This window comes from Thermosipho globiformans, assembly GCF_003990895.1.
Taxonomy (GTDB): Bacteria; Thermotogota; Thermotogae; order Thermotogales; family Fervidobacteriaceae; genus Thermosipho; species Thermosipho japonicus.
In genome coordinates this window covers 51,762-72,293 of record NZ_BHXD01000001.1, presented here as the reverse complement: position 1 = coordinate 72,293, position 20,532 = coordinate 51,762, and the positions used below count along the sequence as shown (strand labels likewise).

Here is a 20,532-nt window from a genome sequence, read left to right as displayed (position 1 = left end):
AGGCAGACCAAAAAAATGCCCCCCTTTTATAGGGGGCTAATGTTTTATTTAAGGAGGGGTTGTTTGTCGTTGCAAAAGTACTTATACCACTTGCTAATGTTTGTAAGATAGTTTTTTGTTTCTTGCTCTACCGATTCGTCTATCTTGCTATTATCAAACGGCACTTCTTCTAACCACCTTCTAACGTTGCCGATTCCCCAATTATAAGCCATTAATGCGTAAATTAAATAAAAAGGATTTAAAGGATAACGTGTTTTAAAGTAATTCAAAAGCCATTTTAAATACAAGCACCCAACAACTATATTTGGCTTAGGTTTATACATATCTTCGTAGGTGTAATTTAATTTGTAACGATTATTAATATCTTCTAAGGCTATTTTAGAAACACCCATTAAACCTCTTGCAATGCCACTATCTGATTTTGGTTCCCAGTCACTTTCTGTAGAAATTATTGCTTTAACTAATTTAGGGTCTAAATTTAATTCTTTGCAAACTTCTTCTACTATTTCTTCTAGAACATTTCGCATATTATCACCACCAATACTTTCCTGTAAGCATTCCAACTATCCATGTGGCAATTACAGACAAAGCAAAGCCTATCATCCATTTTCCCATCCTTCTTTCGATTGTTTTATTTATTATGTTTTCAAAAAAAGAATCCATAGTCCTTACTTTTGTTTCTATCCTGTTTTCTAAATAGCCATTAAGTTTTTTGTTTATTTCTTTAATAGATTCTTTTATTTCTTTTATGTCGTCTTGAACTGATTTTATTTGTTCTTCGTGCTTTGCTATTTTTACGTCGATTTCACTCATGCTTATCACTACTTTCTGGATCTTGTTTAAATGTAAATTTTGTTAGCACATTTGCACCAGAGTAAACGCCATAAAGCCAAAGCATTGCATTTATATAATTTTCTTCTCCAAGTTTCCCAATCCAAACAAGTACAGTAAATAAAACCATTAGAATTAATGCAAGCCAAAGTTTTCTGCTTTTTAATTTCATAAATTTCACCTCACTTTATGAAAAATATTGCTGTTGCACCTAATACAATTACAGCTACTACCGTCCAGGATTTAAGCTTTTCTGCTTTTAACAAGTGTTCAAGTTTTCTTTTTTCGTCGCTTAGTATTGCTACTTGTTCTTCTAAATTAGAAATTTGTTTTTCCAAGTTTGCTATTTGTTTTTTTAGATTTTCTATTTGTGCAAGGTAGTTGTTATTTAATTCTTTTAATTGTTTAATGTAATTGGCAAGTTCTATTACTGTATTCTCTTCCATGTAAAATCTTCCATCTGTGGCTTGTTTTATAAACATATATTCATTTTCATTTGCGAAGCTCATCATTGAGATACTTAGCAGCATCAACAGGATCATTAAAATAACGCTTTTTTTCAATTTCCTTCGCCTCCCTCTCTAACCTTTCCTGCTCTTTCTTAAGCTCTTCTTCTTCCTTTTGTAAGTCTTTGCGTTGTTCCTTCAGAAGTTCAACATCGGGATTTTTTTTACCTTTTCTAAAAGAAAGTCCTGCAACAAAACCAAGGACTGCCAAGATTAACCACCAGAATTTCTTTAAGAATTCCCACACTTTTTTCATAACATCACCTCGTTTGCATTAACACTTCGTGGTGCTTTACTCTTGAACCATACAGTCTGAGAATCAAAACAGTTTCAGCACTCGGAGCTAAGAGCTTTTGCCTCGCATACTTTTCTTCGGTCCATGCTGGAATTGTGATGTGTTGCATGTTTCTTATTGTTATGTTTTTGTTTCTTGGGTCATATTCATATACCGCCGTCATACTTGTTTGTGGAACGTGTGTGTGTCCGGTAATGTATATATCTACATTCGCAACCATAGATTGAAAATATCTGTGCTGCCTCATACTCTTTTCTGGAAACCGTCCTCCACTTGCTCCGTGATGACAAGCTATTGCATAGTGCGTTCTTTTCTTACTTCCTCTGTAAGTTTGGTGGTTCTTGATTCCTATATCTAGGATCAATAAATCATCAGCATATGGAATTCCAAGTTCGTCGGCAAATAATCTTATTGGATCGACTCCTACTTTTTTCCAGGTACGCCGTTCGTGATTTCCACCTACTATTCCTAGAATTCTATTTCTATACTTTCTAAGAAAGCTTAAAACTTCCTGGAATGCATCATGTGGATTTTCTGTTTGAGAATATACATCTCCTAATGAATTTATAATTGCGTTATCTATTAAGTCTCCTAAGAATATTATTTTGGTTCCTGGAAATTCTTCTAATAATTTTAAAGCTTGTTTATAATTACTTTCTTCTGAACCAATATGTAAATCTCCCAAGGGTAGAATATCAATAAAATCATTCTCAAATTCATAAGTTGCAATTTGCATCTGAAACCCCCTTTCGGCATAAAAAAAGCCCTCGTTATGAGGGCTTATTTATCTTTATTCAATTTTCTAAGCATAACAAAAAGCGACTGGGGGTTTCCCAGCCGCTGGGCCGCTATGGGCAATTTTCAACAAATTTTGGGCCGCTATGGGCACAGTTTTTGTTATTTCAATTTTATTCTACTCCAAAAATTAATTTTGTCAAGTATTAGTTTTGGTAAAAAGTTTAATTAATTTTTGATCGATTTCATCTAAAATTTCATTTGGCAACCTTCCTTGTATTATTTTATTATTCTGTCTATAAATACGCATTTTACTAATACTTCTAATATGTTTAAGATCGACATAACTATGTTTTGTTAAAATTTCATGTTTGCCGACATAAACTAATCCTTCAAATATTTTTTTAGGACCTTTTGAATTATAACTTCTTATTGGAGCAATTACAATGTTTTTATCTTTTTTATTATTTTCTGCTTCTAATATAACTACTGGTCGGCGTCCTCCAAGCTCAGAACCAATATTATGTCCCAAATTTACCCAAACTATATCACCTCTTTTAAAGCTAGGTAGTTTTCCAGGTTCATATGTATGTTCGTAATTAAGTTTTTCAATAAAATAATTTAACCATTTAAATAAAGAGATAAGTTGTTTGTCGCTATAAACATTAAATAAGTTCTTAACTTGTTTCCAGAATTCTACAATATATTTTTTTAATTCATTTGAAAGAGTTTGTATAAAAATCACTCCTTGAAGTCTTTATCAACAATCATTATTATAACACATCATTTGTTTCGCCAGCCAGCCGTTATGATAGGTTTTACCTATTCAGATATAAATTCACATCTTACCTTATGAAACACGCCTTAAAATCGATTTAAAAAGGTCAATGTTATTCTATTTCTTTGGGAATCTCTATTCGAGCTAGCTTTAAGTTTTGTTCTAACGGTGGTATCTCCGCCTGATAATAAAGCTCTAATATTTGTGGGATTATTGGTTTGTGCAACAGTGGAAATGTTTGTTCTTTTATAATCTCTTCGTATTGCCACCCGTTTATTGTTTGCTCTATTGGTTTTCCAGTTTCTTCGTTGTATGCCGTTTCTGTATGTGTTGCTTCGGTTATACCAAAACGGAATGCGTATTTAACTGTTACGGTGCCATTGTTGATATCATCTCGAGTTGAAAGAATTACTATTCTTGCTGGTTTTTGTGCCGAAAATACCATAAGAAGCACCCCCTTTTTCGATTATTTAATTTATTAGTATGTTTTTACGGTACTGTTACTTCACCAGTTGCTGAAGCTATATTTAACGATTTATCAATGCATTTGATTTCCCAATTCCAAACACCTCTATGTGGTAATGTGTAATTTATTGACCAATGATTAGGATATTTATAATTCATGTTAAGTTTATAATATTCTAAGCCATTGGTAATAACTATATAGACCTCTTTAATTCCAGATGGAACGTCAATGACATCAACTTGAGCTTGTACTGTTGAAACATTAATATTTGTAAGCGTTGGTGCAACCGTATCATTTAATCTAGGAGTGGTTAAATACATTGCAGTCGATGCTATACTTTCATTGACAGCAGAAAAAATTAAAAAATATTTGTCTCCAGGATTTAGATTTTCAATTGTTAAAGTATCGGTTGCATAAAAAGTAGTCAAATATTCATTTTCGTGCGTTTTTAATGTTATCTTTGTATGCCGAGAAATATTATCTGAATATGCCCATGTTAAAGTTACCGAATTATAATTAATATTTTGAATGCTAACTTTAACTTCTGGGTGCTCAGAATATAAAGCACAGCTATTAAATATTATTACAATTGCTAAGATTGCCAATATAATTTTAAATTTCAATTTATCACCTCCAAAAAAATTATAACATGATTAAATAGCATGGACTATAAAATATGTTTTCGGAACTTGTATTGACCAATTTAAATAAATATCATTAGATGACGAATATGGGTAATAATAAAATCCTATAAATAACGTTTTCCCTGGCGACGGTGTTACCATAGAGTAAAAGTCAAATTCATCATTAAAATTTAAATAATCAGCAAAACCCTTTGTAGGGCTTTTATATATAAGCAAATCATCATAGTATAGCTCATAATATCCTTTAATAGAGCCAAGCATGGTAGATAAAGTTATGTCTATTTTAAGTTTAACGGGTATATTATCGTAATAAATTTTAGCACCATGAGCTGCAATTAGTTGTTTAGATTGTAACAATGTAGTTATATGTTCTGATTCAGAATAATACCAAGTTGGTGATAAATTAAATCCCAAGTGTTTTGACGATTCACTGCCAAGTGTTTTATATTCGCTTGTGTCAATAATAGCACTTTTATTTAGCATTAAATAACTTGTATCAATTTCACCGTTAACTTTTAAGTTGCCCGCGTTTATATATATACCATCTTGCCCCGTTCCTAATGCATCTTCTCCAATTTTTACAATATCTACTCCACCACTGTTTACTCTTATCTGTCCCTTGTCGGACGATGTGTTTTCAATAAACACTTTATTCCCAACTTGTATGCTCTTACCTGCGTATATTTTGTTTCCTGCCAGCAAATCACCAACAACGCTTCCTTCTGGAGCATTGTCTGGTGTAAGTGTTACGCTTGGAGCCAAGTTTACTTCTGTGTATCCGTCTGGCACGATGCCATTAACGACGTCCACCAAAGAATCTAACCAATAAGCTATTGTTCCTTCAGGAAGTGCGTTAGCAGGCTGAGCAACCAGTTTGTCTGAAGTTAAACTTCCTGCTTGTATTCTGTCGGCTGATAAATAGCCTGTTGTTATTTTGCCTGCGTCTACATTTGCTATTTTCGAATTGTCAACAGCCAAATCACCGATTTTAGCATTTGTTATTGCAGCGTCTTTAATCTTAGCTGTGCTTATCGCGGCATCTTGAATATGTGTTTCTTGTATTGCTGCGCTACTTATCTTAGCTGAGGTAATAGCTGCATCTTTAATGTACGCACTATCCATTACAAGCCTTATTCGTGGTTGTTGCACCTGCATTTTTCTGTTACCATAATTGTAATTAAGAATAAATCCGACAGACATGTATCTCGCATTCGACGGAAACGGCTTGCTTGTTCCTGCACCAAACAAACCTGTGTATTTTGTCCAAGTTGAAGGCGGAACAACTGCTTTTGCTGGATAATACCACCATGTTCCGTCTCCACTAATGTTGTTGCCATTTATATCGAACAAAACTACAGCCAAGTAAAATGCGCCATTATTTCCACTGATTGTTCTTGCATAACACTCCACGATATATGTATTGTTTGGGTCTATCGGCACCCTGCTCGAATATGCCCACCATACTTGCCCATCGTCGTTCGTCGCTGCGTATTTGCCACCAATACCATCTGTTACCTGTTCAATATGCCCGCTACCAGCCCACGTGTGCCAACCATCAAGCGAACCTTGCCCTTTTGCGTCTTCGAAATTGCTATTTAACACAAATGTGGTCTGGCGTGCAAAATTTTCCACATTGTCGACAGTATTAGACAAAGCATTTAAGTCGTTAACAGTATTGTTTAATGTTTGACTTTCTAAATCTGCGTCGTAGACCTTTGTTGTCGTTGCACTAACAGATGATGTCCAATTACTTTTGTTTCCACTCTTGTCAACGGCTCTAATTCTAAAGTAATAAGTTGTATTTGAATTTCCTGCAAAAGTATACGTTGTAGCATTTACTCTAAAAGTCTGCACATTTTGTGTAAAACCAGAATCAGTTGCAACTTGTACTTCGTAACCATCTAAATCGGACTCTGTGTTTTCGTTCCATCCTAACATCACTTTTTGAAACAATCCTGTTGCAGTTAAACCTGTTGGTGTTGCAGGCGGTGTTGTATCTTTTGCACTTGTTATGCTCTGTGTTGTGGCCCAATTTGATTTCTTGCTTTCTGCATCATAAGCTCTTACTTTTACATAAATTTTCATATTGCCTGGCACTTCGAATTTTACTAACGTATCAGAAGTAGTAATATAATTCCAATTGATGCCATCATAACTCCAAGCAAGTTCGTATCCAAGTAAATCGCTTTCGGTATTTGCATTCCAAGAAGCTGTTACAAAACTTAATCCATTTTCGTTTATTGTTGCAAGAGCAAGTCCTGTTGGTGTAGCTGGAGCTGAACCATCTATGTAGTTTGTTCGATTGTCTATTGTATTAACCTGTGTTTGTAAATCTTGCACATCCCCATTAACTGTTTGTATTTGTTGCTCTAAATCTGTTATATTCTTTGGTATTTGCACATCTGAAGTAGCCTTAATAATTGTTTTGTCATCTATACTGAAAACTACATCAGACCATTCAATTATGTTTATGGTAGTTCTGAATTTTCTTGCTTCAAGTGCATGCTCTATGCTGTAAACTAAGAACTTACCTGTAGAAATGCCTTTTGGTGGTAGTTGTAATACGATAAGATTTCCTGCAAATATATCTGGATAAAATTCGTTTAACTGAAGTTCAAATTTTATATTCTTTGTGGTTTCTTCGTACACGGCATCTGCTACATTAGAGAGCATAGCTTCGGCTGAATAAAATGAAGTAAATGAACGTTCTGAATCTGGCTCTGTTGTTTGATTTGGTTTCGTTACAGTAAGTTCTGTTTTTTTCTTTATAGGTGTTGCAGAAAATTTTACGTGTTTTATAGTGTAATCAACTGAGGTAGCAAGATTTGTAATCTTTAAAACCAACTTGTCTGGATATGCATTTAATTCATCTAATCTGATATTTCCATCATCACTTCCAGCGTTGAACGCAACATCAGTTCCTACTGGAGTATCATTTAGATAGTAAGTTATATATACTGTTGTATCAGGGTCTTTTATATATTCGCTTGTGTATTCAAGCTCGAATGTACCTTGTGTTCCAGCCTTTAGTATACTTGCATCGCCTTGTAATTCGTGGTCTATCACATACTCTGGAGCTGAACCTATCTCATATCCTTCGGATTGTACCTTTATTTGGTTATACTGCCTTTTGTTATTTATACTATAGTTCTTTATATTATCAGCTGTTATAGTAACCGCTGTTGCTGGCTCTGTGTAGTTTTCAATTCGTGTTCTAAATGATATTTTTCCATCTGGAGTGCATGTAAGCTTCCCGCCTGTAGCCTCTACTATTTCCTGAAGTATCTGCCACCATGTTTTGTTATTGTCAGCAATAAATACTTTCCAAGTAGTTGTAAGAGCCTGTAAATCTAAATAACTTGCATCTAAACCTATTCGATTAACTAAAATATCGTTTATTATTTGGTCTGGAGTATAGCTTGTATAAAGCAAAGGGTTAGTTGGTTTCTTTTGCGTAGCTATCCATAAAAGGTCTTTGAGTTCTATATCTGCTGTTTTATGTTTTTCTTTTATTGCGTTTGCGGGTTTCCAGCCATAGAATATAGGTACCTGTATAGTTGATGTACCATTATCAACTTCAACCAATAATTTAACTTCCCAAGTTTTGTTTAAATAATCATTATCAGGGGTCCCGTTAAGTTTGCCATTTGCGGGGTCAAAAACGTCATTGTATTGCGTTGGTGTAAATGCATTGTTTTCATTCTTTACAGTAATTACCGCTGAATCTATTGCAGGGGCTTCAAGAAGTTCAATTCTATTGCTTGTGCGTACTTTTAATACATAATCACTTAAGTCATACCAATTAATCCCATCTATTTTTGCAAAAAATAGCACCCGTTTGTAGCTTGTAGGGTGCCTGTAATATTCCTGATAACTTGTGTCTACATTTAGTGGTGGAAACATATTTATCACCTTCTTGTATTATAGATATTAAACTATAGGCATACGTGGCGGCAAGCTAAACGGCTTTTTAGCATTATAAAGCTCTTGAATGTATGAATCTGTCCAGATGTTGGGGTTGTATTCGGCTATGTGTGGTGCTGCTATTAAACCGTTAAACAAATTGCCTGTGGGATATTCATGCCCTATTGCAAACTGATACCTTATACTGTTGTTAAAATACAACCCACTTAAAAGTGTTGCCGAAACATCCATCACACCATCTATGTAAACTTTTGCAATTTTGTTTGTAGCATCATAGGTAAAAACAACAAAATGCCAGTTCAAATCGTTGAGAAATGTCTGGTTGTTTAAATAAACTAATTTATAACTTCCACCATCGTTTATAGACAACCTAATATCATAGTTAGCATATTTTTCAATATTAAATCCACCGCTTTCTGTGCACGAAAAAAGTCTAAACTTATCAGATGCTTCAACAACTTTGTTTCTTTTAAACCAAGCATCGAAAACAACGCCCGTTTGTGAAAAACTTTTTACAAGTGCATCACTTAACACTCTTAATATACCATCTGGCCTCGCACCATCTACAAACGATGTTGCAAAGGGTTTTTGTTCAAGCTGTATATACGCAATGTGAACCCACTCGCCAACATTTGCATCATTCTCATTTGGAATATACCACCAAAATGGATAAATCGTTCCACTACTTGCTGTCGTGATTTTTAACACATAACGTTGCCAATCTAAAGAAATTGGAGGTTTTTCTATCCATTCATAAGATGCTATCCCACGACTTAGGCTTAGGGAAAATTCTAATTCAATGGTGCCTCGCATATAGAAGGATATCGTATATTCTGTGTCATAATTTAAAGAATAATCTATCAATGTGCCAAAATCTTCGTACGGATTACCTGCTTCGCACTTTAATTCAGCAACATTTATGGTCTGACCAAAAAAAACATCTTGTGCAATTTGGACATCAGCATTCCAACCTGTTGGTGTAGTCCCAACAGTACCAGTAAATGTTGGATTGTTTGCAAGGTTGGTTGTCCCCTCTTCCACTGCAAAACTCTTTGCACCAGCAAAAGGTGTATCATCTTCTCTAAGCGTCACACACAAAGAACCGTCGTCGTTGTATATTAAACCGTATGGCTTTTTATATAACGCCATTTATATCACCTCTTATGCGAATTTGATTTGTCCTGTGTCTATAAGTTCTTGTACTGCTTCAGCTAAGAAATCATAGAACTTGCTTTTGCTATCTAATATAAAGCTTTCATCTGCGTAGAGATTTACTATGTTATATACAGTCTCTGGACCTGAGCGTGTTACATTTGCAGTGTATTCTTGTGTTAGATTACTTGTTTCCATTGTGTTTAAATCAATATTTGGAATTTTTTCCTGTGCTTCTTTCCAAATTTGGTCCATAGATTTTTCTGCCATCTTTTGTAAACCAAGTAATTTGCCTATCCAACTACCAGCTATCCAGTTATATAGCCTTACAAATCCTTCTCTTACAAGACCAAAAATAAAGTAAATGCCTCTTGCTATTGGCACAAGTACTGTGTTATAAACCCATGCAATGGATTGGGCAATTATAATGAGAAGCGGTTGAATTATTTGTAAAACAGGCATTAACAATGTGCCTAAAACATTTCCGAGAACTTTAAGAATGGTTACAAATGGTTTTAACATGTTTTCAATAATTGGTCCTAAAACATCCATTGCAGCACTCAAGATAGTTGTTAATGGATTTAACAGTTGTTGAACCATAGGTAATTTTTCAATAAAAGGAAGTAAGCCACCAAAAGCGCCTTTTAAACCATTTACTATTGCTCCAAATGTGTTGCCAATTACATCAGGAATTGACCTGACCATTCCAAGTGCAACGGCTTTAAAGTCCATGTTACTTACTATCTGTGTAAATCCTTCATAGCCATGTTTTATACCTAACACAAAGTTTTCTGCATTGGCTTGTATTTGGGTAAAAGTTTTATTAAGTTTGAATCCTAAATTATCAATTAATTCTCCGAAGTTTATTCCTTTTTCCTGCCCTTTACTTTCCATTTTTCGTAAGAAGTTAGCAAGGTTTGTGAATATGCTAAAACCTTTTAAATACGGGGTTTCTTTATCAGTTGCTTTCCATGTAATTTTACTTTGAGCACCCATTTGTTTAGCAATTAATTCCAATTGTTCTGCCATTTCTGGATTGCTTTCTTTTACAAGATCTGCAATTGTTTGAACTGCATTTGCTATTGTTTTAATATCGTTAACAACTCCACCGCCAAATACATAATTCATAACTAAATCTACAAGACCGCCTTCTGCATATCCTTTCAATCTTAATTTTTCTAACATTGCAACTAATTCTGGATATTTTGAAACTATATTTGCAGGTATTACATATTCACCTTTATGTACAATTCCAGCTGGTTCATATTTGCCACCAGATCCTGTATATCCACCTTCTGCAAAAAATCCTAATCCCAGCCCTAAACTGAATGTTGAAGAATTTCCTAGGCCTATAAAACCGAATATTTTATCTAAAACGCCTAAAATCATTCCGGACATTAAATCAGGTAGAGGCATTAACATTGCCGGTATACCATTTGGGAAAAAATTTGTTCCTGTCCGTTTTTCTACTCTTATCTTATTATCTACAGTGTTTATAGTTGAAGCAGCTTCACCTGTTAGATTAAACATAGGATTTTGAATATTAATATTTCCATTGTATGAAAAATCTAATTCAGAGTGTTTAACCTGTTTTTTATCTTTTTCTTCAGAAAATTCTTTTTTAGGAATGCCAAGTTGGAGCATTATTTTTACATTTTGAATACCATTGGCAAGCCAATCAAATGCTTTATCCCAAGCTTTTTCAAGTTTTATTGTTATAATTTGTGTTCCATTAATAAGCCAATCAAAAGATTGATGTGTTGCCTCTTTAAATTTCAAGATTATCTCTTTAACACCATTTATGATCCATTGTGCAACGGTAACAGGCCCTTGTATAAACTTTAGTACAATTTCTTTTGCTGTGTCAAAAGTACTTTCTAAAACAGGTTTTAATTTTAATTCCCAAGTATCTTTAACGCCTTCGAGAATATCTTTTAACCAATTGGGAATTTCTTTTAATACAGCACTAACGGTAAATGAAATATCTTTTACACCAGATGCAGCCCAATCTAATAATCTTCTTACCAAACTCTTTTTCTTTGTTCCTTCACCACCTGTTTCTCCGGTTTCTTCTTCTTTTGCAGTAAGAATGAAATTGAGAAAAACAGGTATACCTTCTTTGTTAGTTAGCCCGTCAATAATTGCTTTTACTGCTTCTTTTATCTTGTCCCATCTTTCTTCACCTAATAAACCTCCCATAATTTCATCTATAAGAGACTTTATTATTCTACCTACTTCAACGGCTATTGCTTTAAGCCAAGCCAAAAAAGAATTCATACCGCTCTTTATATAACTTTCTGCAAGTAGTTTTGTTTTCAAAAATACTCTTTTTAAAAATCCAACAAACCAACTAAAACCATCAAATATAGCTTTAATAAAATTCAATATTCCACCTTGGCCTGGTTTTTGCAGAGCATCCCATATTAAGTAAATGGCTGAAACAACAGCTAATATAAGTAAATTCATTGGCTTTAATACAAACATCATTATTTGTGCAAGTTGTGTAAATAGTTTTAAAGATACTAATATGCCTATTAAAGTAGCCCCCAATCTGAGTAAAGCCCAAACTACTTTTCCTACTGTTTCTTTATTTACGTCAATCCACTTTGTTAACTGCCTTATTCCAGCAATTAGCTTGCTCAAAAAATCAACCACACCCGTTCTTATTGCATTAAAGAACGCTATGTTTAATGCTCCAATACTGGCTTTTAATCTATCGAGTAGGTACGAAACGGACTGAGTTTGCAATTTATACGCTTCCATTAATGCTGTTGTATCACCTTTTATACCTTGTAATACCTCTTGATACTTTTCGTAGTTATTTACCCAAGTTAAAAGAGCCCTTGTGCCTGTTTCTGACAAATTAAGTTGTTGAAGTAATGCACGTTTTTCATCGTCTGTTAAACCTTGCATGGCTTTTCGCAATTGTTCTACAACTTTGGTTAATCCAACAAATTGTCCGTTCGCATCATATATATCAACGCCGAGCTTCTTGAAATTCTCTGCCTGCTGCATTAAATCCTGAAACGCTCCTTCAGCTGCATTTGCTGCTTCTGATGAGCCAAATCCCGCGGTTGTTAACGCGGTATATCCTGTTAATGCTTCTTGTAAACTAACACCTAAATTTCTTGCTGATGGTATGAGTTGTCCAAAGTCTCTTGCCAATTCTTCATATGTAACTAACCCTTGTTTAACTGCTTCAAATTGCATTGCATATACAGTTGTAAGATCATCTATACTCATACCGTAAGCATTGATAATTGCGATTGCACCTTGAAATGCTGTTGTTAAATCTGTTGCACCAGCAATTGATGAAATTGTAGTAGCTTTTAAAACGTTTAAAGCATTGTCAGCACGTACACCAGCTGAACCGAGCATGTATAGTGCGTTATTTAATTCGTCTAATGATTTTCCGCTTTGAATTGAAAGTTGAGATAAAGCTTTTTGCATTGATTGAGCCTGTTCTTGTGTCATTTTCATCATTGTTCTTGCATTCTGGAAGGATTTTTCAACTTTAGCTGCAAAATAAGTTGAAGCACTTACTGCACCAGCTAAAGCTCCTGTAAACGCTGCTGTGTATTTTATTGCAGTATTAATTGCTGTTGAGAATTGTTGAAGTTTTTGCCTTGCATATTCTATTTTCTTTTGAAATGAATCAAGGTTTTGTGAAACACTTTTTAATACTGGACTTGCTGAATCTGATGCTTTGATTGTTACACTTAATGTTTCATTGGCTGGCATATATCTCACCTACCTTTATTGTTATTTGCAAGTTCCTCTACAAAAGACGTTTTGAAAGCTAATAAGAAAAACATCCAGTCGGCTGGTTGATCTAAAATTCCGCCTTGTTCTGGAAGATTGATTATATTTCCCTTATGATCCGTGTACAACAATGCATATTGAAAATAATTTTGCTGTATTTCTAGAAAAATTTCTCTATCTGAAGTTCTTATTGTTTGCCCTTTTATCATCAACGTAAGCCATCTCTTTAAAATTTGTTTATCTAAAGATAATATTGGATCAACACTTTCAAGTAATTTTCGTTTCAGTTCTTCAACTACTTTTGGATCAAGCATTCCACATGTTTTTACATTAATTGGAGCGTCTTCACTCCATCTAATAATATGAAAAGGGAGAGCCTCAATAACTCTCCCTTTCCTTAGTAATTCAAGTCCTCTTACAGTTAATTTTTTGTACTCAATCCAGCCATCTTTATACTCCAAAAGCATTGCTACCACCGAGATTGTACATCTCCTGTAGTTTGTTCCAGATGTTTAACAATGTAGTTGCTTCTATCTTCTTCATATTTTCCAGATTCACAGGAACAGATTCACTCCAACTTTTGATTACTTTTGTCAAAAATTTATATGGTATTGTGTTTAGGGCTGCAAAATCTACTACTGCATTTCCGTCTCTAGTAACTTCTATCTTTGAGGATTTAAATATCTCCATAGCTTCTTCTCTTAATTCTGCAGTTAATTCCTTTGGTACCTCGATCCAGGTATCCGATTCTTTGTTTACCACCTTTTTGTCTTTGATATAAAGTTTCACAGTTTCATTAGAAGCAAATAAACCCATTTAATCACCCCTCATATCAATATGATCCAACTGCATTGGTATAGTCAGAAACTTTTATAATATCACCTGAAAGAGGAATAAGTGCTGTAAATTCTGCCTTTAGCATTATCTTGTCTGGTCCACTAATATCATGTGTCATATTGGAGAATAGCAATCTTGGAATGTAAATTTGAATCGTATTTGTGGCATCTTTTGCAAGTTCAATTCCAAGTGCCGCTTCTGTAAAGTTTTTAAATTCGGTATATTCTCCAGAAACTGTTGTTGGACCAAAAATGATATCTATTGACCCAGTAATTTCCAATGTACCAGCTTCAAGTGATTTCCTTTTTCCTGTTCCGTCTAATCTGTAATCGTCGGTATCTAAATTATTGTTAATTGAAAGTTCTACGCTTGAATAAAGATCCGTTGAAGTTGTAAATTCGTCTGTGTAGAGCATAAGTTCTTTGAAGTAATATGGATCATCGCCAGGTGTGGTTAGTGTCCCTTGTGTAAGTGCACCTGAAAGTTCTTCCTTACCAACAAAATCAGCAGTTACAGTTGGAATTGCTCCTACGCTTCCAGAGAATCTGAGTTGATTTAGTTTCATACCTAAGTATTTAAAGCTCTGCCCTGAGTGATTTACTTCTATACTTGCACTTGGCAAATCTTCAGATAGACCAATTGGAGTAATTTGTGTATATTCATCTCCCGAAGATGGTGTTGAGTCTGGATCTACAAGAGCAGCTTTTCCTAATGCAAGATAGAACAAAACACCTGCAGTTTCTGGATATAGTTCTACTTCAAGTGAGCCTTCAGCGCCAATTTTTCCAGGAGCTAATGATTTAATCCCTCTTACTCCAAGTAAAGCTTCACTTTTTATTGCATCAACTTTATGATTTAAACTCTCACTTTTAAATGGTAATTTGTATTTTGCTGTTGCTTCGGTTCCAAATGTACTTTCAACACCCAGTAGTACACTGGATCTTGAGCCTGTGTAAGCCATATTTCACACCTCCATTACTCTTCCCATTGTATGGTAAATTGTGCAAACACAAATAATCTATGTAGGTTGTTGACATAGCCGAATTGAATTTCCTGGATCTCATAATAATTAAATGAACTTTCCAGAACGCTTTCAATATCTGCAATCTTTGTATCTGCAGTTTGATATGCAGTATCTGCTGTTCCATCAATTGAAAACATAATTGCCATTTCACATGTTTTTCGGATCCTGGATGAGGTTAAATATTCTGGTACAACTCTATCAATAAAAATAACTGCGTTATTTGGTTTTTGAAGTGCTTTATCATCTGTTAATGAAACGTTATCAAAATACGCCTGCAAGCCTGTTATTAGTGGTTGTATTTGACTATACATTTTCCCACGCCCTTATAAGTTCATCTATCCATTTATTCAAATTGAAATCTTCTAAAGCATCACGCAAATATCTTTTTTCCGGAGTTCCTTGTTTGGCTATTTTTCGCCATACAGCCCATGCTACACCTTTACTTTTCTTTCCTCTAATCCGCAATTGTTGTTGTACCCATTTTAAAATTGGTTCAAATGGTGCTCTATGTGGTTTGGTACCATACTCTACAAACGGAGCATATTGCATGTTAGTAAACACTTTCACCTTATCATAACTCAAGTCTTTCACCGTCCATCTTTGAGCTAAAGCACCTGTATTAGTTGCTCTTTCATATATGTTTTCAACAATCATATCTTCAAGTTCCATTCCTGCTGCCAATAAAACTTTACGCAAGACTTCACGAAATCTGTCATCTGATACATACCTTCTGATTTTTACCAGCTGTTTTTTGTCAACACTGATGTCAATCATAAATCCCACCCGCGTGCGGTTCTGTAATAATTTGCTAAATACCTAAGATGTGGTTTAGTGTTATCATATTGCTGTGAGGCATTCTGTATTGAGTAGGAATTGAGTTTTTGAAAATCTCCCATAATCATTTCATAACAATCAGCAAGAGCATTATTCCAATCTATAATTTTTGCCTGAACTACAACGACCCCATCTACTGCTTCTGGAAATGTAATCTCGCCCGTTTCTTTGTCTAGTGTAAAGTCTGTTGTTTCAATGCTGTCTATAAACACTCTTTCTGTGTAGGTTTCATCTAAATGTCTGTACGGTATCTGGTATATCTTCCCTTCAAAATCCTTTGGCTCTGCAACTATCAATTTGATTTCTGAATTATCTTTTATAATTTGTTGTAATTCTGCATCTGTGAAGATCTGGTTTATAGAATCTTTATCAGGAATTTTCATTCTTAGATATTCCAGATTAGTCATTTACATCACTTCCTTATTTTTGCTCGCCTTCCTTTTCTGTCTTTTCTTGTACATTGTCTTTTTTACTTTTTTTAACTTCTATTGGTTTTAAAAATTTTTCTTTAACTTTTATATCATCAGGAATTTCAACAAATTTTTTGTCTTTTTCAGATTTAACATGATAAGCTTTGCCATTTACAATTACAAACTTTGTATTACCTGTAAATTCATATTTCATTTTTTCGCCTCCTTAAAGATTGAATTATTCATAGAAAAAAAGGGGCACAAAGCCCCTTGGAATTATTGGATATAGAATATTCCAGCTACATCAGGATTTCTAAATTCAAGTGTGTATTCTCCTACAATTTGTCCTCTTACACTATCTCCAGTTTTTGCAAGTGGTTCATATGCCATTTGTCTCCCGTTAAGTGGTTTAATTTTAACATTACTTGGATCAAAAACTATTATCATATTTTCAGGTATATGTGGAGAAGTTCTTAATTTAATTTCGCCGTATTGCGATAAATAAGCATCGATCAGTCTACCAGAAGTTCTTTCATTTTGTGTAACTATTAGTTTGTCGCTGTTGAGTGAATTAAAGTATTCTTTTGTGCTTGCGTTCATCCATGCTTCGACAATAGGTCCGTTTGCATCATATATAAGTTTTAAGAATGCCTTAAAGTTTGCCTCGCTCCAGGAATTTGTTGCTGTAATTCCATCGTTGTCTATAAAGTATTTTATACCTCCTAACATTCTTGGAGCACTATTGTCTGGTGGATCTAATCTTATACCAAGCCATGCAGTTCTTTCAAGAAAGATTTTAAGTTTTGATAGTTTTCTTTGCACTTCATCTAAAAATACATCTTCGGTTACCCATTGCTTGACTGCAAGTTGTGTTCCTGAGAATTTTACGTAATCGGAGAAAATTTGAGTAACATTATACCTCTTAATTTTTTGTTCATAATTGCTATCAGTGTAATCTTGACCTTCAGGTTGAGCGTCTCCAATAAGTTCTACATCTACTCCAGCAGAATGGTTTGCATCGCCAGCAACAACTGAAATAGACAAGACATCTCCATTAATTGCTGTTACTCTATAGATTGAATTTTCGACTTTGACTATGTTACCAACTTTAAATTTCTTTCCCGCACCACTTTCTACAGTTAAAGAGCCACCTCCTGCAGTATATGCAGCTGCAAGACTTACTTTTAATACTTGTAATACATCATCCCACCATTCGTATCTAGTAGAGTTCACCGGTTCGTTGGCTATCCCAATAACATTTAACAATGGTGTTTGTGGTAGCTGAAGTTTTGACAATACTGGAGATACATCATACTTATTTTCAGCAACATTGTAAGTAGTCACCATACCTGTAATTGTAGCCATATTTCATTACCTCCTTTTTACTTTTTTTGATTGAAAATTGCACGTAGGGCTTCCTTAGGATTATCTGGCAAAGTTTTTTGTATGTTGGTTGCGTTAGTAAAAGTTCCAGCTTCCATACTTTTTACTCTTTCGTTTGCTCTGGCTTCTATTAGTTCTTCTACTTTTTTGGCAACAGATTCTAACGTTTCCAATAACTGTTCTTTAGCTTCGGTTAATGATAAATCAGATAACGGATCTACGTTGATCAATACTCCAAATTCGTTTGGAAGTCCTTTTGCCTGTAAGTATGTGTTTTTCAGATCTTCAAGTGCTTCTTTTCTTTCTTGCCTCAATAACTGCTCATATTGACCTTTTTCCTTCATCTTCTCTATTTCTGCCTGCTTCTTTAATTTCTCCTCCCTTGTTTTAATTGCTCTAGTAACCGCACTATCAATCTGGCTTTGTAGTTCCTTTTTTGTCATAATCGCAACATCTTCAGGATTGAGCCCCAGCTGTATAGCTGTTGCTCTTAATACTTCAATAGGATCTCCATCGTCTTTTATTGCTTCTTCTTGGCTTGCGTTTTCTGCTGGCTTTTGTTCCTGTTGAGTTGCATTTTCATCCCCCTCTGCAAAGAGTTGGATGTCAATGCCCCTCTTTTCCAATTCACTCATGCTAATACCTCCCTTTTATTCTTATTCTTTACTTGCCCAAGGACATTTGTACTGAATTGCAAGACTTTTTGCCTTGCTTGCTATCTCTGCATCTTTATTCATCATGGCTCTTCTGTATGCTGCAAGTAGTCCAGCACAGCTTACTTTCCACTTCCCATCAACATATTTTTTGTATGGATATCTTTTGTTTTTGGAATCTAAAAACACATGTGCTGGCATATCTTCACGCTTTGAAGAGCCTACTGGTGGTACATTACTCCAAGTCCTGTCTTTTAAAACATCAGTCATGAATCACCACCTCACTACTGATTTAGAAATTGGTTTACAATTAACTTTGCAGGCTTTGGTAAAGCTAACAGTCTGTGCCTACATTGAATATGTGGATGTAAAAACGTTCCATGATCTGCTCGGATTTCTAGACTTTTTAATTTACGTGGATTGGTTTCAATATATCGTTCAATTTCACTTTTAGTCCATGGTTCTTCCCGCGTTAGTTTTTTTCTGTTTGCACACCATGTTGTGGTTCTTGAATCACTTGGACCAGACCATTTGAATTTGTCAATTACTTCTTCGTATTCTACATACGTTCTCCAAATTCCTTGTTGCATTGCATGACCAACTTGATCTCTTACCATTACAGTTATACGCCGTTTTGCCGTTGGTGGAATTTGTTTTATAAGAATTTTTGCAAGTACATCATTAGGCGCTCCAGATATTATTCCTGCTGTAAGTGTGTTTTCAATTATTCGCATTAGATCGCCTGCGTAGTTCTTCATAACAGTGTGTTCAAAACTCATAAAATTTTCGTTAAACCACAACATAGCATTTGAAGGTACACCTGAAAATGGTTGGTTAATTGTTGAATGAGCTAATTTACTAGACATACTAAATGTATTTAGCAGCTCCTTGTTTAAATATTTTTCAAATTCTGATATGTAGCTTTCTGTTTGTTGCTGAATTTGGATCTTTAACCACTCTAAAGTTCTTGTGCCAATTTCGTTTGTCATCAACAGACCAATTAATCTTTCAAGTAGTTGCTTTAAAAGTGATAAATTACGTTGTATCAGTCTTCGCTCAATCCTGTTTAGGTTTTTGTCCAGGTTCATTGCCCATCATCTCCATATACCAGCTGTTTTCTTCTTCAATTTTTTTCTGTTCACTTTCGTAGTCAAAACCTAATGCTTCAGCAACTGTTTTTTTACTGACTAATCCCATGCTGATTAAATTAATCCATTTGTTCAAGTCTTCTACTTCATCTGCTGGAATTACAGGATCTACATTCACTTGTACCTCGTTAACAACGACCCCGTCCATCGCGAGTGCAAGCTTTGCGAGTTTTTTAATACCTTCAAAATAAACGGATCTATAATTTTTAATCTTCTTGATAAGTTTGGATAGTTTAAGCTTTAAGGCATATCCAGAAATATTGCCAAGGTCGTTCAGAATAAGTTCAGGACATTTGTTTCTGAGATAGTTTTCTAACTTTTCATATTTTTCAAGCATTGAAGGAATAACGTTTCCGTTATATTCCAGGATTTTCAGTTCCGCATTGTCTGGAGTGGACCATACATTGTGTTCTTGTTTAAGATTTGAAGCGTCCTTAATTCCACTTGCTATGATTCTTGGTTTTGCATATATATCTTCAATTGCACTAATCCTGGATAAAGTAGAATTCATCTCGTCTATGGTATCTCCTATTCTCTCAAGCTCACTTTCACCCCACACAGGATCCTTTAAACTCGGCATATTTGCTACATGTATAAGCCAAAATTCACCGTATCTGTTTGGAATATCTTTTACCAGCTTGTCGTCAATATACAATTGCATCCTATCTTTGGTGTAAACTTCCTTAACACTCAATGTTCCATCTTGGTGCTTCATTGCATATTCGTACACCCAAACTACAACTTGTCCGTATTCCATAACATAGTTGAGTGTTCCATTCAAAAGGTTTACAATCCCTATTCTTATCTGCCCGTTGTCGTCTCGACCAATTTTTAAAGCACTATCTCCTAAAATCAAGCCCTGGATAACAAACAATCTTGCAGTTTTATCAAAGTTGTTTTGTTTCAATAATTCATTTAGTCTGTTTGTTGCATTTTCGTTATCTGGTACTACAAGTTCAAAATTGTCGCCGAATATAAGTGAATAATCTGTTGATATGATCTCGTATGCGTAATCTACAAGGCTTTTTGTAATGTGTTTTAAGTTTCCTTTTGAGTCGTAATCTATAAACAATCCTTTTTGTTTGCAATAGTTTTCGGTATATTCACCATAAAACAGATTAAATAATTCGTTATAGTTTTTCGCCATCTA

General features: G+C 34.7%; 24 protein-coding genes. All 24 read right to left on the bottom strand.

The features are described from left to right. Positions 1-44: 44 nt before the first annotated feature. The 24 genes from EO083_RS00460 to EO083_RS00340 all read right to left on the bottom strand — a co-directional run bounded on the left by EO083_RS00460 (position 45) and on the right by EO083_RS00340 (position 20,529). The gene (locus tag EO083_RS00460; protein WP_126992267.1) at positions 45-527 is read right to left on the bottom strand and encodes a transglycosylase SLT domain-containing protein; all 483 of its coding nucleotides are present in this window, start codon (positions 525-527) and stop codon (positions 45-47) included. Positions 528-531: 4 nt separating this feature from the next. Further along, on the bottom strand, positions 532-813 hold the full coding sequence (locus EO083_RS00455; RefSeq protein ID WP_126992266.1) for a hypothetical protein: 282 nt from the start codon (positions 811-813) through the stop codon (positions 532-534). Further along, the gene (locus EO083_RS00450; protein WP_126992265.1) at positions 806-1,003 is read right to left on the bottom strand and encodes a hypothetical protein; all 198 of its coding nucleotides are present in this window, start codon (positions 1,001-1,003) and stop codon (positions 806-808) included. The genes EO083_RS00455 and EO083_RS00450 overlap by 8 nt, the downstream gene beginning before the upstream one ends. Before the next feature lie 10 nt (positions 1,004-1,013). Further along, positions 1,014-1,394 carry a FlxA-like family protein gene (locus EO083_RS00445; RefSeq protein ID WP_241229910.1) on the bottom strand — a complete coding sequence of 127 codons (381 nt, stop codon included), beginning with the start codon at positions 1,392-1,394 and terminating at the stop codon, positions 1,014-1,016. After that, a complete protein-coding gene (locus tag EO083_RS00440; protein WP_126992264.1) occupies positions 1,324-1,593 on the bottom strand; it encodes a hypothetical protein in 270 nt (89 codons plus the stop codon). Before EO083_RS00440 ends, EO083_RS00445 begins: the two co-directional genes overlap by 71 nt. Positions 1,594-1,597: 4 nt before the next feature. Continuing rightward, entirely contained in the window at positions 1,598-2,368 is a 771-nt protein-coding gene (locus tag EO083_RS00435; RefSeq protein ID WP_126992263.1) for a metallophosphoesterase, read from the bottom strand. 198 nt (positions 2,369-2,566) lie between these two features. Beyond that, a complete protein-coding gene (locus EO083_RS00430) occupies positions 2,567-3,112 on the bottom strand; it encodes a type II toxin-antitoxin system PemK/MazF family toxin (protein WP_126992262.1) in 546 nt (181 codons plus the stop codon). A gap of 145 nt (positions 3,113-3,257) precedes the next feature. Further along, positions 3,258-3,590 (bottom strand): hypothetical protein, encoded by a 333-nt coding sequence (locus tag EO083_RS00425; RefSeq protein WP_126992261.1) that lies wholly within the window; start codon positions 3,588-3,590, stop codon positions 3,258-3,260. A gap of 44 nt (positions 3,591-3,634) precedes the next feature. Continuing rightward, positions 3,635-4,234 (bottom strand): hypothetical protein, encoded by a 600-nt coding sequence (locus EO083_RS00420; RefSeq protein ID WP_126992260.1) that lies wholly within the window; start codon positions 4,232-4,234, stop codon positions 3,635-3,637. Between the two features lie 30 nt (positions 4,235-4,264). Then, positions 4,265-8,158 (bottom strand): phage tail protein, encoded by a 3,894-nt coding sequence (locus EO083_RS00415; protein WP_126992259.1) that lies wholly within the window; start codon positions 8,156-8,158, stop codon positions 4,265-4,267. Between the two features lie 27 nt (positions 8,159-8,185). Further along, complete coding sequence (locus EO083_RS00410) at positions 8,186-9,328, bottom strand: LamG-like jellyroll fold domain-containing protein (protein WP_126992258.1); 1,143 nt, start codon at positions 9,326-9,328, stop codon at positions 8,186-8,188. A 12-nt stretch (positions 9,329-9,340) separates the two neighbouring features. Continuing rightward, positions 9,341-13,072, bottom strand: a complete 3,732-nt coding sequence (locus EO083_RS10125; protein ID WP_373277285.1) for a phage tail tape measure protein — start codon at positions 13,070-13,072, stop codon at positions 9,341-9,343. 5 nt (positions 13,073-13,077) lie between these two features. Further along, positions 13,078-13,560, bottom strand: a complete 483-nt coding sequence (locus tag EO083_RS00395) for a hypothetical protein (RefSeq protein ID WP_126992257.1) — start codon at positions 13,558-13,560, stop codon at positions 13,078-13,080. Continuing rightward, positions 13,544-13,909, bottom strand: a complete 366-nt coding sequence (locus tag EO083_RS00390; protein ID WP_126992256.1) for a hypothetical protein — start codon at positions 13,907-13,909, stop codon at positions 13,544-13,546. Before EO083_RS00390 ends, EO083_RS00395 begins: the two co-directional genes overlap by 17 nt. A 16-nt stretch (positions 13,910-13,925) precedes the next feature. Further along, the gene (locus EO083_RS00385; protein WP_126992255.1) at positions 13,926-14,891 is read right to left on the bottom strand and encodes a phage tail tube protein; all 966 of its coding nucleotides are present in this window, start codon (positions 14,889-14,891) and stop codon (positions 13,926-13,928) included. A gap of 14 nt (positions 14,892-14,905) precedes the next feature. Then, positions 14,906-15,265 carry a hypothetical protein gene (locus EO083_RS00380; RefSeq protein WP_126992254.1) on the bottom strand — a complete coding sequence of 120 codons (360 nt, stop codon included), beginning with the start codon at positions 15,263-15,265 and terminating at the stop codon, positions 14,906-14,908. After that, complete coding sequence (locus EO083_RS00375; RefSeq protein WP_126992253.1) at positions 15,258-15,728, bottom strand: HK97 gp10 family phage protein; 471 nt, start codon at positions 15,726-15,728, stop codon at positions 15,258-15,260. Before EO083_RS00375 ends, EO083_RS00380 begins: the two co-directional genes overlap by 8 nt. Next, complete coding sequence (locus EO083_RS00370; protein ID WP_126992252.1) at positions 15,725-16,195, bottom strand: hypothetical protein; 471 nt, start codon at positions 16,193-16,195, stop codon at positions 15,725-15,727. Before EO083_RS00370 ends, EO083_RS00375 begins: the two co-directional genes overlap by 4 nt. A gap of 13 nt (positions 16,196-16,208) precedes the next feature. Beyond that, entirely contained in the window at positions 16,209-16,412 is a 204-nt protein-coding gene (locus EO083_RS00365) for a hypothetical protein (protein ID WP_126992251.1), read from the bottom strand. Positions 16,413-16,474: 62 nt separating this feature from the next. After that, the gene (locus EO083_RS00360; RefSeq protein ID WP_126992250.1) at positions 16,475-17,563 is read right to left on the bottom strand and encodes an SU10 major capsid protein; all 1,089 of its coding nucleotides are present in this window, start codon (positions 17,561-17,563) and stop codon (positions 16,475-16,477) included. A gap of 17 nt (positions 17,564-17,580) precedes the next feature. Next, positions 17,581-18,216, bottom strand: coding sequence for a DUF4355 domain-containing protein (locus tag EO083_RS00355; RefSeq protein WP_126992249.1), 636 nt, complete (start codon positions 18,214-18,216; stop codon positions 17,581-17,583). Positions 18,217-18,237: 21 nt separating this feature from the next. Then, positions 18,238-18,504 (bottom strand): hypothetical protein, encoded by a 267-nt coding sequence (locus tag EO083_RS00350; RefSeq protein ID WP_126992248.1) that lies wholly within the window; start codon positions 18,502-18,504, stop codon positions 18,238-18,240. Between the two features lie 14 nt (positions 18,505-18,518). Then, the gene (locus EO083_RS00345; protein WP_126992247.1) at positions 18,519-19,322 is read right to left on the bottom strand and encodes a structural protein; all 804 of its coding nucleotides are present in this window, start codon (positions 19,320-19,322) and stop codon (positions 18,519-18,521) included. After that, positions 19,291-20,529 carry a phage portal protein gene (locus EO083_RS00340; RefSeq protein WP_126992246.1) on the bottom strand — a complete coding sequence of 413 codons (1,239 nt, stop codon included), beginning with the start codon at positions 20,527-20,529 and terminating at the stop codon, positions 19,291-19,293. Before EO083_RS00340 ends, EO083_RS00345 begins: the two co-directional genes overlap by 32 nt. Positions 20,530-20,532: the final 3 nt, after the last annotated feature.

Bases quoted from the DNA above. Each gene is read 5' to 3' on its own strand.
- EO083_RS00460 (WP_126992267.1), bottom strand. From the start codon at position 527: ATGCGAAATGTTCTAGAAGAAATAGTAGAAGAAGTTTGCAAAGAATTA.
- EO083_RS00455 (WP_126992266.1), bottom strand. From the start codon at position 813: ATGAGTGAAATCGACGTAAAAATAGCAAAGCACGAAGAACAAATAAAA.
- EO083_RS00450 (WP_126992265.1), bottom strand. From the start codon at position 1,003: ATGAAATTAAAAAGCAGAAAACTTTGGCTTGCATTAATTCTAATGGTT.
- EO083_RS00440 (WP_126992264.1), bottom strand. From the start codon at position 1,593: ATGAAAAAAGTGTGGGAATTCTTAAAGAAATTCTGGTGGTTAATCTTG.
- EO083_RS00435 (WP_126992263.1), bottom strand. From the start codon at position 2,368: ATGCAAATTGCAACTTATGAATTTGAGAATGATTTTATTGATATTCTA.
- EO083_RS00425 (WP_126992261.1), bottom strand. From the start codon at position 3,590: ATGGTATTTTCGGCACAAAAACCAGCAAGAATAGTAATTCTTTCAACT.
- EO083_RS00415 (WP_126992259.1), bottom strand. From the start codon at position 8,158: ATGTTTCCACCACTAAATGTAGACACAAGTTATCAGGAATATTACAGG.
- EO083_RS00410 (WP_126992258.1), bottom strand. From the start codon at position 9,328: ATGGCGTTATATAAAAAGCCATACGGTTTAATATACAACGACGACGGT.
- EO083_RS10125 (WP_373277285.1), bottom strand. From the start codon at position 13,072: ATGCCAGCCAATGAAACATTAAGTGTAACAATCAAAGCATCAGATTCA.
- EO083_RS00395 (WP_126992257.1), bottom strand. From the start codon at position 13,560: ATGCTTTTGGAGTATAAAGATGGCTGGATTGAGTACAAAAAATTAACT.
- EO083_RS00390 (WP_126992256.1), bottom strand. From the start codon at position 13,909: ATGGGTTTATTTGCTTCTAATGAAACTGTGAAACTTTATATCAAAGAC.
- EO083_RS00385 (WP_126992255.1), bottom strand. From the start codon at position 14,891: ATGGCTTACACAGGCTCAAGATCCAGTGTACTACTGGGTGTTGAAAGT.
- EO083_RS00380 (WP_126992254.1), bottom strand. From the start codon at position 15,265: ATGTATAGTCAAATACAACCACTAATAACAGGCTTGCAGGCGTATTTT.
- EO083_RS00375 (WP_126992253.1), bottom strand. From the start codon at position 15,728: ATGATTGACATCAGTGTTGACAAAAAACAGCTGGTAAAAATCAGAAGG.
- EO083_RS00370 (WP_126992252.1), bottom strand. From the start codon at position 16,195: ATGACTAATCTGGAATATCTAAGAATGAAAATTCCTGATAAAGATTCT.
- EO083_RS00365 (WP_126992251.1), bottom strand. From the start codon at position 16,412: ATGAAATATGAATTTACAGGTAATACAAAGTTTGTAATTGTAAATGGC.
- EO083_RS00360 (WP_126992250.1), bottom strand. From the start codon at position 17,563: ATGGCTACAATTACAGGTATGGTGACTACTTACAATGTTGCTGAAAAT.
- EO083_RS00355 (WP_126992249.1), bottom strand. From the start codon at position 18,216: ATGAGTGAATTGGAAAAGAGGGGCATTGACATCCAACTCTTTGCAGAG.
- EO083_RS00350 (WP_126992248.1), bottom strand. From the start codon at position 18,504: ATGACTGATGTTTTAAAAGACAGGACTTGGAGTAATGTACCACCAGTA.
- EO083_RS00345 (WP_126992247.1), bottom strand. From the start codon at position 19,322: ATGAACCTGGACAAAAACCTAAACAGGATTGAGCGAAGACTGATACAA.
- EO083_RS00340 (WP_126992246.1), bottom strand. From the start codon at position 20,529: ATGGCGAAAAACTATAACGAATTATTTAATCTGTTTTATGGTGAATAT.